The sequence below is a fragment of the Streptomyces beijiangensis genome (genome assembly GCF_017315755.1).
Taxonomy (GTDB): domain Bacteria; phylum Actinomycetota; class Actinomycetes; order Streptomycetales; family Streptomycetaceae; genus Streptomyces; species Streptomyces beijiangensis.
Map to the genome: position 1 here is coordinate 1 of NZ_JAFLRJ010000143.1, position 15,162 is coordinate 15,162.

Below are 15,162 nucleotides of genomic sequence, written 5' to 3' on the forward strand. Positions count from 1 at the left end.
CCCGTGGCGAGGGGACCTGAATCGTCGCCGGGGTACGGCGGCGGGCGATGTACTGGGCGATCGGTTCGGTGTATCGGGCGGTGAGAGGGCCGATGATCACGAGGATCAGTACGTACGCGGTGGCGAACGGGCCTATTTCCGGTTGGATGCCGGCGCTGACGGCAAGCCCGGCGATCACGATGGAGAACTCGCCACGGGCCACCAGGGTGCCTCCGGCGCGCCACCGGCCTCTGACGCCGATCCCGGCCCTTCTGGCCGCCCAGTAGCCAGTCGCGATCTTGGTCAGTGCGGTGACCACCGCGAGAGCGAGCGCGGGCACCAGCACGGGCGGGATGCTGGACGGGTCCGTGTGCAGGCCGAAGAACACGAAGAAGACCGCGGCGAACAGGTCCCGCAGGGGGCTGAGCAGAGAATGGGCGCCTTCGGCGACCTCGCCCGACAGGGCGATTCCCACCAGGAACGCGCCCACCGCGGCCGATACCTGGAGCTGTTGCGCGAGGCCTGCGACCAGGAGCGTGAGGCCGAGGACGACGAGCAGCAGCTTCTCGGGGTCGTCGCTGGAGACGAAGCGCGAGATCACCCGTCCGTAGCGGACCGCGACGAAGAGCACGGCGCCCGCCGCGCCGAGGGCGATGGCCAGGGTGATGCTGCCGGCGGCGAGGCTCACACCGGCCAGCAGCGCGGTGATGATCGGCAGATAGACGGCCATCGCGAGGTCTTCGAGTACCAGGATGCTGAGGATCACCGGTGACTCGCGGTTGCCGATGCGGCCGAGGTCCCCGAGGACCTTGGCGATGACGCCGGAGGACGAGATCCAGGTGACTCCGCCGAGGACCACGGCGGCCACCGGCCCCCAGCCGAGCAGCAGGGCCGCCCCCGCGCCGGGCAGCGCATTGAGGGTGAAGTCGACCAGCCCTGCCGGGTACTGGGTCTTCAGATTGGAGACAAGGTCGCTCGCGGTGTACTCGAGACCCAGCATGAGCAGCAGCAGGATCACACCGATCTCGGCGCCGATCGCGACGAACTCCTCGCTGGCTCCGAGCGGCAGGAGCCCGCCCTCGCCGAAGGCGAGCCCCGCGAGGAGGTACAGGGGTATCGGCGAGAACTGGAAACGGCCGGCGAATCTGCCGAGCAGTCCCAGGCCGAGGATGATGGCACCGAACTCGATCAGGAAGACAGCTGAGTGCACCCGGTCACTCCCTTCCGAGTATCAACGCTGCCGCCTCGACACCCTCGCGGGTGCCGATGACGATCAGGGTGTCGCCGCCCGCGAGGCGGAAGGCGGGGGTGGGCGAGGGGATCGCGTCCGCGCGGCGCAGCACGGCGACGATGGACGCTCCGGTGTCGGTACGCATCCGCATCTCTCCCAGCACGCGTCCGTTCCAGTACGACTGCGCGGACAGCTCGATCCGTTCGGCGATGAGGCCGAGATCGGTGGTGTGCAGGACACTCGGACTGTGATGGGCGGGCGTCAGCGCGTCGATCAGCGAGGACGTCTCGGGTCCCGACAGATGCAGGGACTGGGCGCAGGCGTCGGGGTCGTCGGCCCGGTAGATGTTCACCGACCGGGTGCCGTCGCGATGCGCGATCACCGACACCTGACGGCGCTCACGCGTGGTGAGGTCGTACTGGACACCGATGCCTGGCAGGGGTGTCATTCTCATCCGCGGAGCGGGCACGGCCCGTCCCTCCTTCTCGTCGATGGCGATTCACGTGCTGCACGGCGGCGCCGACAGGCGCGTCGGACCGGGGTGCAGCCGCCATGGTGCCACTCGAACACAGGGCCGGGACATGGGTGTCACCACGGATGGACACAGCCCCTGGACAGAGGGCAGGCTGAGGCGGGGACACAGGTCCCGCCGCAGGTCACAGGGCTGATGCGGCCGATGAACAGCCAGGGCGTGGTAGTGGGTGTATTCGACGACGAGAGGAGGAGCCATGTCGCTGTACTGGCGGATTCTCCTTCTCAACGCGGTGGTGCTGGTCGTCGCCGTCGTACTGCTTCTGGGGCCGGTCACCGTTTCGACGCCGGTCCTGCCCAGCGAGGCATCGATCCTGTGCACGGGGCTGGTCGCGATGATCGTCGCCAACGCCGTCCTGCTGCGGATCGGGCTCATGCCCCTGCAGCGCCTTGTCCGCGCCATGGCCACGGCGGATCTGCTGCGCCCCGGCAGCCGGCCCGCCGTGACCGGGCCGAGGGAGATGGCTGAGCTGATCTCCACGTTCAACACGATGCTCGACCGGCTCGAAGCCGAACGTGCGACCAGCAGCGCCCGGGTGCTTTCGGCTCAGGAGGAGGAGCGCCGGCGTATCGCGCGGGAGCTCCACGACGAGGTCGGGCAGACCCTGACCGCCGTGCTGCTGCAGCTCAAGCACGCGGCCGACCGGGCCCCTGCCGGTCTGCGGGACGACCTCCACCAGGCGCAGGAGACGACCAGGGACAGTCTGGACGAGATCCGCCGCATTGCCCGCAGGCTGCGTCCCGGGGTGCTCGAGGAACTCGGGCTGCACAGCGCTCTGCGGTCCCTGGCTGCCGAGTTCACCGCACCCGGTCTCTCCGCACGCACCTCCATCAGCCCGGGCATTCCCTCCCACAGCGACGAGACGGAACTGGTCCTCTACCGCGTCGCCCAGGAGGGCCTGACCAACATCGCCCGCCACGCCCACGCCACTTGCGCCGAAGTGCGGCTGAGCCGCAGGCCCGACGGCGGCATCGGGCTGCTGATCCGGGACGACGGCAGAGGCATGGACCGGGCGGCGGAGGGGGCCGGCATCCGTGGCATGCGGGAGCGGGCACTGCTCATCGGGGCCGAACTGACCATCCTCCCCGGCCCCTCGGGAGGCACCGATGTGCGCCTGGACGTGCCCATGACGGCCAAGGAGGACTCCTGATGACCGCTCCCGTCCCCACCCGCATCCTGCTCGCCGACGACCACGGGCTCGTACGCCGTGGAGTGCGGCTCATCCTGGAGAACGAACCCGACCTCACCGTCGTCGCCGAGGCCGACAACGGTGCGGAAGCCGTCGCGCAGGCGAGTGCGGGGGGTGTCGACCTGGCCATTCTCGACATCGCGATGCCCCGCCAGACGGGTCTCCAGGCAGCGCGCGAACTGTCCCGCCTGGTCCCGGGTCTGCGGATCCTGATCCTCACCATGTACGACAACGAGCAGTACTTCTTCGAGTCGCTCAAGGTCGGCGCGAGCGGTTACGTCCTGAAGTCGGTCGCCGACCGCGACCTGGTGGAGGCCTGCCGCTCCGCCATGCGGGACGAACCCTTCATCTATCCCGGCGCCGAGACCGCGTTGATACGGAAATATCTTGACCTGGCAGGACAGGGCCGGCCTGTTCCGGACCGGGCCATCACCGAACGCGAGGAAGAGATCCTCAAGCTCGTTGCCGAGGGCCACACGTCGAAGGCGATCGGCGATCTGCTCTTCATCAGCACCAAGACGGTCGAACGCCACCGGGCCAATCTGCTCCAGAAGCTGGGGCTGCGGGACCGGCTCGAACTCACCCGGTACGCGATCCGAGTCGGCCTCATCGAGCCGTAGCCCTTCGCCACCGCTACGGACCTGTCGGTTCCTGTGCCGAGTCCGCGTACTGCGCAGGGGGCGCGCCGGTCGAGTTGGTGAAGTCGCGAATGAAATGGGACTGGTCGGCGTAGCCGAGTTCGGCGGCGAGAGCGGCCCAGTCCTGTTGGCCGCCCGCGGCGCGCGCGGCGGCTTCCTGCATACGGGCCCGCCGGATGACCCACTTGGGGCCGATGCCGACGTACTCGGCGAACAGCCGCTGCAGTCTGCGGGTGCTCATGTCCGCGATGGCGGCGAGTTGAGAGACCCGCAGGACGGACGGATCGTCGCTGACCGCGTCCACCAGACCGGCGGCCTCGTCGATGACGGGATCGGGGACGGGCCGGAGGGTGCGCAGGAGTTCGGCGGCCTGTTCGAGTGCGGTGGGCACGTCGGTTTCGGCGATCACGGCGTCCTCCGCCGTCCGGGCGGCCTGGCCGAAGACCTCCTCGGCTGCGAGCACCCGGTCGGTGAGGGTGGATACGGGAGCGGAGAGGAACGGCCGGAAGCCCCCGGGCCTGAATCGCAGGCCAAGGGCCCGTCCCGTACCCGAGATCTCCCGGGTGAAGGTGTCACTGACGACGCCGGTGATCTGTGCACGGATGTTGTCCGTGGTGAAGGAGAGGTGGACCACCGGGTAGGTGAGGACCTGTTGTCGGTACGGCTCGGTGAGGTTCCAGTGAAGGATCCAGAACCCGTCGAGGAAGGGAGCCAGATCTTCGGGCGGCGGTGCGTGGTCGAGACGGAAGCGCTCTGCCGCGGTGTGCGGGTGGAGGATGGCCCTCTGTCGCGTTTGTTCAATACCAGGCATCGTCGTTTCACCTATCGTGCGCAGAGTGACCAAGGAAAAGGTGTGACATGGAACTGAGCGCTGTGATGAGCCGGGCCTCTCAGGCGGCCGTCGATGTTGTACGGGGCACGGACCCCGGCCAGTTCCAGGGGCGCACCCCCTGCCCGGAGATGGATGTCCGGGCCCTGGTGAACCACCTCATCTTCTGGACCGGTGATCGAGGACACGCCGCCGGGCTCAAGCTTCCCGTACCGGGCCCGCCGGACGGGGTCGCGGATGACCATGACTTCACCGGCGTACCTGGCTGGTGCGAGGCGTATGCCGCCCGGTCCGCGGCGACCGCCGCCGTGTGGAGCGACGACCGGGCATGGACCGGTGAGACGGGGATGACCGGTGGCGGACTGATGCCGGCTCCCTTCATCGGCGGGATCGTCCTGGGCGAGTGGCTGCTGCACGGCTGGGATCTGGCCGTGGCTACCGGGCAGAAGCTGAACATCGACGACGAGACTGCCGCCGTGCTCTTCCACGATGTCGCCGGGAAGGCGGACATGGCCCGCCAGTACGGCATGTACGGCCCGGAAGTCCAGGTCGCGCCGGACGCACCGCTGCTCGACCGCGCCTTGGGACTGGCGGGTCGCGATCCCCAGTGGCGGCCCTGAGCGGGCGTCAGAGGTCAACGGGTTCTGCCGCACTTCGGGACAGGCCGGGTGGTGGGGTCACGGCGATCAGTATGGCGTCGGCCACTGACATCCGTGCGGCTGCGCGCCCCGAACGGGCGGCCGTCAGGCGGCGCGTTCGGCGGTCCAGGCGATCTGCGGGGGCTCGACGCGTGCGCACACAGCGTTGCCGCTCGCGTCGGTGAGGCCGAGACGCCCGACGAGCAGACCGTCGCGAGCCGCGGCGGCGAGCAACTCCTCGGGGAGGACGTCGAGCATGAGCTTGGCACGGCGGAACATCGTGAACACGCCCGACTCGTCGACCGTGCCCCAGGACAGGTAGATGAACCGGCGGCCCAGACGGTCCTGTACATACGGGCCCTTCACCTCGGTGCCGGTCTCCGAGGTGGTCGCGGTGCACTCCAGGGTCCACGTCGCGGAGGCGGCGTCGCCCGGGTACGGGTCGAGGAGCTCGGCCGGGCGGTCGCGGCGCTGCACCGCGACATGGATGTTGCCGTACTCGGGAACGGTGCCGTCGGCGGGCGCCGGGCCCGTGAGGCCTGGCAGGTCGACGGCGTCGATACGGATGCGCATGTCGGCCATCATCCATGCTCGGGGCGGAGCGCGAGCGGTGGCATCCGGTGAAGGACCCGGATGTCACCGCTCGCCGGTACGGCCCGCCTGCCGTTAGGGCAGGTTGTTGATCTTGAAGGTGGACGTGGTGTTCTTGATGTCCTGAGCGTTGCCGCTCATCTTCAGGTTGTGGAACGTCACCTCGCCGACCGCCGGGCCCTGCCCGGACTCGGGCAGCTCGTTGGCCCACAGTCCGAAGCCCGACTTGGCGTCATAGGCGTCGCCGCTCTTCTTGGCGCCGGTGATCGTGATGTCCGTGAGGATCGTGTCCTTGATCGGGAACTGCGGCTGGCCTCCCACGTAGTTGGTCTGGAACATGATTCCGCTGTAGGTCGGATCGATGATGTCCACATCGTTGATACGGATGCCCTGGAACACCTTCGAGGCGGAGAACAGCCAGATGCCGGGGAAGGTCTGCCCGTTCCAGAAGTGTCCGCCGGACCGTTCGATCGTGATGTTCTCCAGGGTCGTCGGATCCGTGCCGAAGCCGTTCATCGCGTAACCGAAGTCCAGCGAACTGACCGTGATCCCGGAGTAGACGAGGGTGTCCGCGATGCGGATGTTGCGGAAGGTGTTGCTGTAGCCGCCGTAGACGGCCACCCCCGCGGCACGCCAGGTCAGCAGCGAGGTGAGGTTCTCGAAGACGTTGTTCTTCTCGTCGGCGCCGCCGGCGTCGATGGCCGAGAACAGCGCGAAACTGTCGTCTCCTGTGGCACGCGACTCGTTGTTGATGACGTGGTTGTCCGTGCTGCCGTTCGTCATGTTGATGCCGTCGGCGAAGGTGTCACGGATGCGCGAGTTCTTGATGGTGATGCTGTCGGTGTTGGCGCCCCAGTAGAGGCACACGGTGTGTTCGTTCCAGACGTTGTCGATGGTGATGTTGGCGACGTTGGAGAAGTCGAACACCTTGCCCGGACCGTCGATGCGCGAGGTGTAGTTGCCGAAGAACGCGAAGTTCGCGAACGTCGAGCCGTTGGCCGTCGCCTCCGCGCGGAAGCCCGCGTCGGTGTTGTCCTGGGACGAGGGCGCATGGAAGCGGGTGAACCAGGGGCCCGCCCCGACGACCTTGACCGCCTTTCCGTACACCTGGAACTTGCTTGCCGTCTCGTAGTCACCGGCCGGCAGGTACACGCCGACCAGCTTGCCGGTGGTGTCCATCCGGACCTTGTCCAGGGCGTTCTGCACGTCCTGCTGGGCGAATCCGGCCGGCACGGTGTACGTGGCCGGGTCGGGGTTGGCGATCGCCGTGGCCTGCTCGGTGTCGACGAAGTCGATCGCGTACTTGGAGGTGTTGGCGGCGTCCTTCTGCAGCTTGATCTTGCTGCCTGCGGGGACCGTCTTGCCGAGGAGGACGTTCGCCTCGTCGTAGATGTGGCGAGCGGGTCCGGATCCCGGGTCGTTGCCGGGGCCGGTCTCGGCGCCGTACAGCCAGGCGTACTTCGAGTTGAGGTCGATGGCCTTGAGGAACGTGCCGTCGACGTAGATGTTGAGCGTCGCGCTGGTGCCACCGCCGCTCGCGGCGTCCGGGATGGAGAAGCGGGTGACCAGGGTATTGGTGCTGGCTTTGGTGGTGAACTCGACGGACTCACCGGTGTTGTTGAGCGTCACGGCCTTGCGGCCGGACGCCTCGCCGGCCAGGTCTCCGATCGTGCGGTTGGGTCCGACGACCTTGGCGCCGCCCGCGACGACTCCGTCCTCGGCCTCGTAGGTGTCGTACGGCATGTCCGCGCCGCGCCCGATGAACAGCGACTGGGTGGTGGTGTTGTTGTCGCGCTTGACCGGGAGCTCATTCGTGTCGGCCGCGATCACCGTCTTGACCTGGTAGTTGCCGTTCACCGCGGTCCAGGTGCCGAGGTCCACCGGGGAGGTGGTGTCGCCTGCCGCGATGGCCCCGTTGTAGGCGCCGGTGAGGGTCTTGAGCAGGACGCCCTTGGAGTCGGTCACCGTCAGCGTGACGGCGTGCGAACCGCTGGCCGAGGCCACGGTGCCCTGGTTCTTTATCGCCACGGAGAACTTGACCGTGTCACCCGCGCTCGCCGAGCTGGGCGACCAGCTGACGGGTGACGCCACCAGGTCGGAGCTGGCGACCGGCTTGACGACGAGCGGCGAGGTGCTGGTGAAGGTGTTGTTCGCCTCGTTCTGCTCGATGACGGTGTTCGCCGGGTCGACGACCGCACTCAGCGGGTAACTTCCCGCGTCGCGTGCGCCGATGGAGGCGGTGACGGTCTTCGTCTCGCCTGCCGCGAGTGCGGGCACCTGTGCGGTGCCTGCCTTGGTGGAGCCGAGGTTGAAGTCGAGGGCGGTGGCTGCCGCGGCCTGGGGGCCGCTGTTGGTGACGGTGGCGGACAGGCTGATCGTGTCCGACTCGACCGGTGCGGCCGGGGACGAGGTGATTCCGGTGACCTGGAGATCCGGGTTGGGGGCGGGTACGCCCACCACCTGGAACTCCGCGATCTGGCCCGCGGACGAGCCGGTGTTGGAGGTGATCTTCAGCTGGACGTCGGCGATCCGGCCGCTCACCGGGATGGTGACGGTGTTCTGGCTCGCCGGATTGAAGGTGTAGTCCTTGCCCGCCACCAGACTCGTGAACGCGGTGTCGGACTGCTCACGGCCGAGGACCTGGACGTTCTGGGTCCGGGTGGCCCAGGCGCTGTCCGGGTTCAGCTTCAGCACGACCGAGTTCACATCGGCGTTGGCACCCAGCTTCACGGTCAGCGTGTTCGGGTAGCTGCCGCCGGCGCCTTCCCAGTAGGTGCTGGTCAGACCGTCGTTGGCGTTCTCCGCGGCGAAGGTGAAGACCGTGGAGGAAGCGCTGATCGGCTTCCCCTGGGCGAGGTTGGATCCGGGGCCCGTCGTGCCGGTGCGGGTGACGGTGTTGCTGTTGCCCGAGGCGTTGCCCGCGGCGTCCTTGGCCCGTACGTAGTACGAGACCGTGGTGTCGGCCGGCTGGGTGTCCGTGTAGGTCGTGACGTCGCCCGCGACGGAGGTGCGCAGGCTCCCGTTGGCGTAGACGTCGTAACCGGTGACCTTCACATTGTCCGTGGAGGCGCCCCAGGTCAGCTTGACGGTCGTGCCGGACGGCTGGGTGAAGGCGAGATTCGACGGCGCGGTGGGAGCCTGGGTGTCGCCCGTGTCGCCTGTGCGGGTCACGGTGTTGCTGTTGCCCGACTGGTTGCCCGCGGCGTCGTGGGCGCGCACGTAGTACGCGACGGTGGCGCTTCCCGGCTGGCTGTCGGTGTAGGCCGTGACGTCGCCGGCGACGCTGGAACGCAGCTCACCGTTGGCGTAGATGTCGTATCCGGTCACACCGACCGCGTCGGTCGAGGCCGTCCAGGTGAGCTTGACCTGGCCGGTCGCCGGTTGGGTGTAGGCGAGGTTCTGCGGGGTGGAGGGGGGCGTGACATCGCCGGACGTCGGACCGTAGATCTCGAGTTCCGAGAGCTGTCCTGCGGGCTGCTCGGTGTTGGCGGTGATCAGTACGCGCACATAGCGGGTGGTGGTGGCGTCGAAGGCGATCGTCGCCGACTGATCCCCGGCCGCGTTGAAGGCGTACCCCTTGGAGGCGGTGAGATCCGTGAAGTCCGTATTGTTGGTGCTGCCCTGGATCTTCAGCGTCTGGGTTCTCGCACCCCAGCCGGACGGCAGTCGCAGGACGACCTGGTCGACCCGTACCGAGGCGCCGAGGTCGGCCTGGATCCACTGCGGGAGCGCATTGTTCTTGCTCTCCCAGTAGCTGGCCCGGTTGGCGTCATTGGCGTTGGACGCGGTGTACACCTCGGTGTAGCTGCTGGCGGTCAGGGTCTTGCCGAGTGCCAGGTTGCCCGTGGTGCCCGCCGCGTGCACTTCGAGCTCGGAGAGCTGAGCCTTGGGCCAGCCGGAGTTGGCGGTGATGTTGATACGTACGAAACGGGTCTGGGCGGCCGGGAAGTTGACCGTCACCGTGTTGCCGTTGCCGGGACCGAAGGTGTACGAGGCCGCGGCGGAGAGGGTGTTGTAGCTGGTGCCGTCCGCGCTGCCCTGGACGGCGAGGGTCTCGTTACGGCTCTCCCAGCCCGCGGGGAGCTTCAGTACGACCTGGTCGGTCCGGACGGTCGAGCCGAGGTCCGTCTCCACCCACTGCGGAAAACTGCCGGCCGAACTCTCCCAGTAGCTGGCCTGGTTGCCGTCGGTGATGTTCCCGGCTCCATAGGCGGCGCTGGAGTCGCTGGCTCTGGTGGGCTTCCCCACGGCGATGTTGGGTCCGCCGGCGGCTTCGGCGGACAGTACGGGCAGGCCGAGCAGTAAAAGGGCCGTCGCGAGGGCGGCCGTCATGGCTCGCCATCTGGACCGGATACGTGGCATGGGTGTCCCCAGTCTCTCGTGTTCGTGTTCTTGCGTTCAATTGTTGGAATATTGCAGAGAGCTGTAGGAAGGTCTACCGGCGCGACAGAGATAGTCGCCGAGTTCATGCCAAACATCAGGTCCGCATTGTCCAGCCTGGGCGATTCGCACTTTTCCTACCGCACCAAGCCGGCTTCACCCATCGGCGCGATACCCCTGGCGGTCCGCCAGCACACCGGGGGGCAGGGCGAGTTGGCCAGAGACTCTCGACAATCACCACTTCTTCCCACCCTGAGTCGATCATTTTCATACTCCTATCAAAATCTTGCGCAGATTCATGGACGTCACGTCGGTCGCGCTCTAGCCTGCTGAGCGTTCGCAGAGCCCCCACCGAGCGACAAGGACCCCTTCTGTGGCACTCCCCCCAAGAGTTCGCTTGCTAAGGCGTGGCATGGCCGCGTCGATATCGATGGCACTTGCGGTGGCAGGGACAGCCGCCGCAGTCGTGCTGTCGACCGGCTCCACGGCCCAGGCAGCGGCGGTACAGGCCCCATCGCCGCTGAACGTCAAGGACCGCGGCGCCACCGTCCCGTTCAAGGAGCAGGAGGCCGAATACGCCTCGACCAACGGCTCCCTCATCGGCCCCGACCGCACCTACGGCGCGCTGCCCTCCGAGGCCTCGGGCCGTCAGGCCGTCACGCTGGACGCCGTCGGTGAGTACGTCGAGTTCACTCTCACCAGCCCGGCGAACGCGATGTCGTTCCGCTACTCGCTCCCGGACAGCGCGTCCGGATCCGGCCGGGACGCGGCGATCGATCTCAAGGTGAACGGCAGCCAGTTCAAGAGCGTCCCGGTCACCTCCGTGTACGGCTGGTACTACGGCGGCTACCCCTTCAACAACAACCCGGGGGACACCAACCCCCATCACTTCTACGACGAGACCCGGACCATGCTGGGATCGACGCTCCCGGCGGGAACGAAGATCAGACTCCAGGTCGCCTCGGTCTCGGCCTCCCCCTCGTTCACCATCGACCTCGCCGACTTCGAGCAGGTGGCGGCCCCCGTCGCCAAGCCCGCCGGTGCGCTGGACGTGGTGAGCGACTTCGGAGCCGACCCGACCGGCGCCGCGGACTCGACTGCCAAGATCCAGGCGGCTGTCGACGCCGGCAAGGCACAGAGCAAAGAGGTCTACATCCCACAGGGCACCTTCCAGGTCCGCGACCACATCGTGGTCGACAAGGTGACACTGCGCGGTGCCGGACCCTGGTACAGCGTCCTCACCGGACGCGACCCCGCCAACCGCAGCAAGGCGGTCGGCGTGTACGGGAAGTACGCCGCCCAGGGCGGCAGCAGCAACGTCACCCTCAAGGACTTCGCCATCATCGGTGACATCCGCGAGCGCGTCGACGACGATCAGGTCAACGCCATCGGCGGCGCTCTGTCCAACTCCACCGTCGACAACATCTGGATGCAGCACACCAAGTGCGGTGCCTGGATGGACGGTCCGATGGACAACCTCACCATCAAGAACAGCCGCATCCTGGACCAGACCGCGGACGGCGTGAACTTCCACTACGGCGTCACGAACTCCACCGTCACCAACACCTTCGTCCGCAACAGCGGCGACGACGGCCTCGCCATGTGGGCGGAGGCCAAGCCGAACGTCAACAACAAGTTCACGTTCAACACGGTGATCCTGCCCATCCTGGCGAACAACATCGTCACGTACGGCGGCAAGGACATCACCATCTCGGACAACGTCATGTCCGACACCATCAGCAACGGCGGCGGCCTGCACATCGCCAACCGGTACCCGGGCGTCAACTCCGGTCAGGGCACGGCCGTCTCGGGCACCATCACCGCCGCACGCAACACCCTGATCCGTGCCGGGAACAACGACTTCAACTGGCGCTTCGGTGTCGGCGCGATCTGGTTCAGCGGCCTCAACGAACCGATCAACGCCACCATCAACATCACTGACAGCGAGGTCCTGGACAGCTCGTACGCGGCCATCCACCTCATCGAGGGCGCGACCAACGGCCTGCACTTCAAGAACATCCGCATCGACGGCGCGGGAACGTACGCCCTGCAGATCCAGGCTCCGGGCACCGCCACCTTCGAGAATGTGACCGCCACCCACATCGCGCAGAGCAACCCGATCCACAACTGCATCGGCAGTGGCTTCCAGATCACCCGGACGGGCACCAATTCCGGCTGGTACGCGGACCCGCCCGTGTGCACCGGAACCTGGCCCGACCCCGTGTGGACCAATGGCGGCATCCCGCAGGGCGGCGGCCAGCCGACCGACCCGCCCACCACTCCGACCGATCCGCCCACTACGCCGACGGACCCGCCCACCACCCCGCCGGCCGACACCGGAAACCTGGCCAAGGGCCGCCCGGTCACGGAATCCGGGCACGCCGACGTCTATCAGGCGTCGAACGCGGTGGACGGAAACGCCAACTCCTACTGGGAGAGCACCAACAACGCTTTCCCGCAGTCGATCACTGTGGACCTGGGATGGTCGAAAGCGATCAAACGCCTGGAGCTGAAGCTTCCGCCGGCCGCGGCGTGGGCCACCCGCACCCAGACGCTGAGCGTGTCGGGGAGTACCGACAACTCCACGTACACCTCGCTCAAGGCGTCCGCCGGGTACACCTTCAACCCGTCCAGCAGCAACACGGCCACGGTCTCCCTGACCGGGACGTCGACGCGCTACCTGCGGCTGACGTTCACCGGCAACACCGGATGGCCCGCGGCCCAGCTCTCCGAACTGGAGGCGTACACCAGCTGAGAGTGCGCATGGGGCCGGTAGTACGCCGGCAAGGGGGATCTCCGGGATGCGGCCCCGGGGGTCCCCCGCACCCGGATAATCATGTGCGTAACACGTATCCGGTGGGCAGGCTGGGATCATGAACCCCGAGCACTCCCCCGGCCCCGGCTCCTCGACCACTCCGGGGGCCGACTGGACCACCACGCCCATCACCGCGGACCTCTTGCGCGGTGCGCTCGAACTGGAGCGGACCGAGCACGGGATATTGCCGCACCGGCTCCCCGCCCGGGCCCGCGCGCAGTGCGCCGACGGGCAGCTGGCCATGGCGGAGGCCCAGCCCTCCGGCGTGCGGCTGGTCTTCCGTACGCGGGCGACCGCCGTCGAGCTGGACGCACTCCGCACCAAGATGGCCTACCAGGGCGCCCCGCCCCGTCCGGACGGCGTGTACGACCTGCTCGTCGACGGCCGCCTGGCCGGACAGGCCCATGTGACCGGCGGCAATGTCCTGATGGTGGACATGACCACCGGGTCCGCGGAGACCAGGCCGGGACCCGTCGGCACCGTCCGGTTCACCGGTCTCCCCGACCGGGTGAAGGACGTCGAGATCTGGCTGCCGTACAACGAGATCACTCAGCTGGTCGCCCTGCGTACGGACACCCCCGTCGAGGCCGTACCTGACCAGGGCCGCCGTGTGTGGCTGCACCACGGCAGTTCGATCAGCCACGGCTCCGACGCCGCGAGCCCCAGCACGACCTGGCCCGCGCTGGCCGCCTCCCTGGGCGGCACGGAGCTGATCAACCTCGGTCTGGGCGGCAGCGCCCTGCTGGATCCGTTCACCGCCCGCGCCCTGCGTGACACCCCTGCGGACGTGATCAGCGTCAAGATCGGCATCAATCTGGTCAATACCGACCTGATGAGGCTGCGGGCCTTCTCCCCTGCGGTGCACGGCTTTCTCGACACCATCCGCGAGGGGCATCCCACCGTCCCGCTGCTGGTCGTCTCGCCTCTCCTGTGTCCCATCCACGAGGACACCCCCGGCCCGAGCGCCCCGGACTTCAGCAGTCTCAGCACCACGGGGAAGCTTCAGTTCCTGGCTGCGGGAGATCCCGCGGAACGGGCGAGCGGAAAGCTGACGCTCAATGTCGTCCGGGACGAGCTGGCCCGCATCGTGAAGCAGCGGGCGGTCGACGACCCGAATCTGCACTACCTCGACGGCCGCGAACTCTACGGCGAGGCGGACAGTGCCGAGCTGCCGCTGCCCGACAGGCTCCACCCGGACGCCGCCACGCACCGCCGCGTCGGCGAACGCTTCGCCGCTCTGGCCTTCGGCACCGGCGGCCCCTTCGCGACCGGGCCCGCCTGAGACAGCTGCGCCTCGTCCGCCTCCGGACCTGACCGGAGGCGGACGAGGCGTGCGACAGCAACTGCGACTGCTGTTACGGTCCGGTGTCCCCGGGGTGGCTGCACGTACCGCCCTGGTAGTTGCTGTCGTACCAGGCTCCCGACGCGTCGGAGTCGAGAACGGTCCGGCCCGGGCCCACACAGCGGTGGTAGTCGGACCGCCAGGTACGTGTCACCTGGATCCACACATTGGTGTCCGTCGCACAGTGCTCGTAGGAGGCGTGGTCACGGTCGGTCGCCTCGTTCCAGCCACAGCCCGCGAGGCGCTGCCCGGACAGCGCCTCCGCCGGAGCCGCCACGGAGAACGCGAGGGCTCCGGCCAGGGCTACGGCGGCGAGGGCGAGCGTCCGGGGGTGGCGCCGGACCGGGCGTACGGATCGCGAGCGTTCATCTGATCGCATGATGTGTTCCTCTCTGCAGGGCGCACCGATGAGTTCGAAGGTGCACGACGGGACTCATTTCATGGCGCGCCGCGGGCCATTCCTCCCCGGCCGAGAGGAAACGATCAGCCATCACCCGAACGGGTCAACGAAAGGGCCTGGCGAAGTTTCCGGGACGTGGTCGCAACCTCGGCGGGTGTCGCACGTCTGGTGGGTTGAAGGCGCCCTTCAGCAGTTGTTCCCGACCGTGTTTCCGTCACTGTTTCCGTCACTTCCCCAGGAGATCTCATGTCTTTGCACGCCAAGTGGAACCAAGGTTCACGCCCCCGGGTGCTGGGTGCCGTCACCGGTGTCGCGCTGCTGCTCGGCGGCGGATTCGCCGTCCAGGCCGTCGCCGACTCCGACGTGAAGCCGGCTTCCACCGCGCCGAAGGTCACCACGGGCGGGGACTCGGCCCCGCAGGTCACCTCGGACTCCGCCGGTAGCCCGAAGGTCGTCAAGCCCGGCAAGGCAGCCGGTGCGGGCAAGGCGGTCGGCGCGGGCACGTCCGGCGCCGGGTCCGACCACGCCGGGAACGCTCCCCGGGTGATCAGCCCGGGCACCGGCGTCCAGAAGTAGCAGCAGCGGCAGCACCACGGGG

Annotated in this window: 12 protein-coding genes; 6 read left to right on the plus strand and 6 right to left on the minus strand. The window is 68.0% G+C overall.

The annotated features are described in order from the left end of the window. Together J0695_RS15595 and J0695_RS15600 are read right to left on the minus strand one after the other, a co-directional pair. Window positions 1-1,189 (minus strand): cation:proton antiporter (locus tag J0695_RS15595; protein ID WP_206962642.1); only part of this gene is annotated, 1,189 nt, incomplete at its 3' end. A 4-nt stretch (window positions 1,190-1,193) separates the two neighbouring features. Further along, window positions 1,194-1,664, minus strand: coding sequence for a cation:proton antiporter regulatory subunit (locus J0695_RS15600; protein ID WP_206962643.1), 471 nt, complete (start codon window positions 1,662-1,664; stop codon window positions 1,194-1,196). Window positions 1,665-1,938: 274 nt separating this feature from the next. Here J0695_RS15600 and J0695_RS15605 point away from each other — a divergent pair, with 274 nt between their 5' ends. Further along, window positions 1,939-2,892, plus strand: coding sequence for a HAMP domain-containing sensor histidine kinase (locus tag J0695_RS15605; protein WP_206962644.1), 954 nt, complete (start codon window positions 1,939-1,941; stop codon window positions 2,890-2,892). Beyond that, window positions 2,892-3,551 carry a response regulator gene (locus J0695_RS15610; protein ID WP_206962645.1) on the plus strand — a complete coding sequence of 220 codons (660 nt, stop codon included), beginning with the start codon at window positions 2,892-2,894 and terminating at the stop codon, window positions 3,549-3,551. The genes J0695_RS15605 and J0695_RS15610 overlap by 1 nt, the downstream gene beginning before the upstream one ends. 13 nt (window positions 3,552-3,564) lie before the next feature. Here J0695_RS15610 and J0695_RS15615 read toward each other — a convergent pair whose 3' ends face one another. Beyond that, entirely contained in the window at window positions 3,565-4,380 is an 816-nt protein-coding gene (locus tag J0695_RS15615; protein WP_206962646.1) for a helix-turn-helix domain-containing protein, read from the minus strand. Window positions 4,381-4,427: 47 nt separating this feature from the next. On the opposite strand from J0695_RS15615, the gene J0695_RS15620 reads away from it, so the two are divergent. Further along, on the plus strand, window positions 4,428-5,018 hold the full coding sequence (locus J0695_RS15620) for a TIGR03086 family metal-binding protein (RefSeq protein ID WP_206962647.1): 591 nt from the start codon (window positions 4,428-4,430) through the stop codon (window positions 5,016-5,018). A gap of 123 nt (window positions 5,019-5,141) precedes the next feature. Here J0695_RS15620 and J0695_RS15625 read toward each other — a convergent pair whose 3' ends face one another. Next, window positions 5,142-5,609: a DUF5990 family protein gene (locus tag J0695_RS15625; RefSeq protein WP_242552711.1), complete on the minus strand. Its 468-nt coding sequence runs from the start codon at window positions 5,607-5,609 to the stop codon at window positions 5,142-5,144. A 93-nt stretch (window positions 5,610-5,702) separates the two neighbouring features. Then, complete coding sequence (locus J0695_RS15630) at window positions 5,703-9,959, minus strand: discoidin domain-containing protein (RefSeq protein WP_372445773.1); 4,257 nt, start codon at window positions 9,957-9,959, stop codon at window positions 5,703-5,705. 460 nt (window positions 9,960-10,419) lie between these two features. On the opposite strand from J0695_RS15630, the gene J0695_RS15635 reads away from it, so the two are divergent. Both J0695_RS15635 and J0695_RS15640 read left to right on the plus strand, forming a co-directional pair. Further along, a complete protein-coding gene (locus J0695_RS15635; RefSeq protein ID WP_206962650.1) occupies window positions 10,420-12,762 on the plus strand; it encodes a discoidin domain-containing protein in 2,343 nt (780 codons plus the stop codon). Between the two features lie 118 nt (window positions 12,763-12,880). Then, window positions 12,881-14,104 carry a GDSL-type esterase/lipase family protein gene (locus tag J0695_RS15640; RefSeq protein ID WP_206962651.1) on the plus strand — a complete coding sequence of 408 codons (1,224 nt, stop codon included), beginning with the start codon at window positions 12,881-12,883 and terminating at the stop codon, window positions 14,102-14,104. A 73-nt stretch (window positions 14,105-14,177) separates the two neighbouring features. Here the strand turns inward: J0695_RS15640 and J0695_RS15645 are convergent, their stop codons facing one another. After that, entirely contained in the window at window positions 14,178-14,543 is a 366-nt protein-coding gene (locus tag J0695_RS15645) for a DUF6355 family natural product biosynthesis protein (protein WP_206962652.1), read from the minus strand. Between the two features lie 267 nt (window positions 14,544-14,810). On the opposite strand from J0695_RS15645, the gene J0695_RS15650 reads away from it, so the two are divergent. Then, window positions 14,811-15,140, plus strand: coding sequence for a hypothetical protein (locus J0695_RS15650; RefSeq protein ID WP_206962653.1), 330 nt, complete (start codon window positions 14,811-14,813; stop codon window positions 15,138-15,140). Window positions 15,141-15,162 lie beyond the last annotated feature (22 nt).

Bases quoted from the DNA above. Each gene is read 5' to 3' on its own strand.
- J0695_RS15600 (WP_206962643.1), bottom strand. From the start codon at position 1,664: ATGAGAATGACACCCCTGCCAGGCATCGGTGTCCAGTACGACCTCACC.
- J0695_RS15605 (WP_206962644.1), top strand. From the start codon at position 1,939: ATGTCGCTGTACTGGCGGATTCTCCTTCTCAACGCGGTGGTGCTGGTC.
- J0695_RS15610 (WP_206962645.1), top strand. From the start codon at position 2,892: ATGACCGCTCCCGTCCCCACCCGCATCCTGCTCGCCGACGACCACGGG.
- J0695_RS15615 (WP_206962646.1), bottom strand. From the start codon at position 4,380: ATGCCTGGTATTGAACAAACGCGACAGAGGGCCATCCTCCACCCGCAC.
- J0695_RS15620 (WP_206962647.1), top strand. From the start codon at position 4,428: ATGGAACTGAGCGCTGTGATGAGCCGGGCCTCTCAGGCGGCCGTCGAT.
- J0695_RS15625 (WP_242552711.1), bottom strand. From the start codon at position 5,609: ATGCGCATCCGTATCGACGCCGTCGACCTGCCAGGCCTCACGGGCCCG.
- J0695_RS15630 (WP_372445773.1), bottom strand. From the start codon at position 9,959: ATGACGGCCGCCCTCGCGACGGCCCTTTTACTGCTCGGCCTGCCCGTA.
- J0695_RS15635 (WP_206962650.1), top strand. From the start codon at position 10,420: ATGGCCGCGTCGATATCGATGGCACTTGCGGTGGCAGGGACAGCCGCC.
- J0695_RS15640 (WP_206962651.1), top strand. From the start codon at position 12,881: ATGAACCCCGAGCACTCCCCCGGCCCCGGCTCCTCGACCACTCCGGGG.
- J0695_RS15645 (WP_206962652.1), bottom strand. From the start codon at position 14,543: ATGCGATCAGATGAACGCTCGCGATCCGTACGCCCGGTCCGGCGCCAC.
- J0695_RS15650 (WP_206962653.1), top strand. From the start codon at position 14,811: ATGTCTTTGCACGCCAAGTGGAACCAAGGTTCACGCCCCCGGGTGCTG.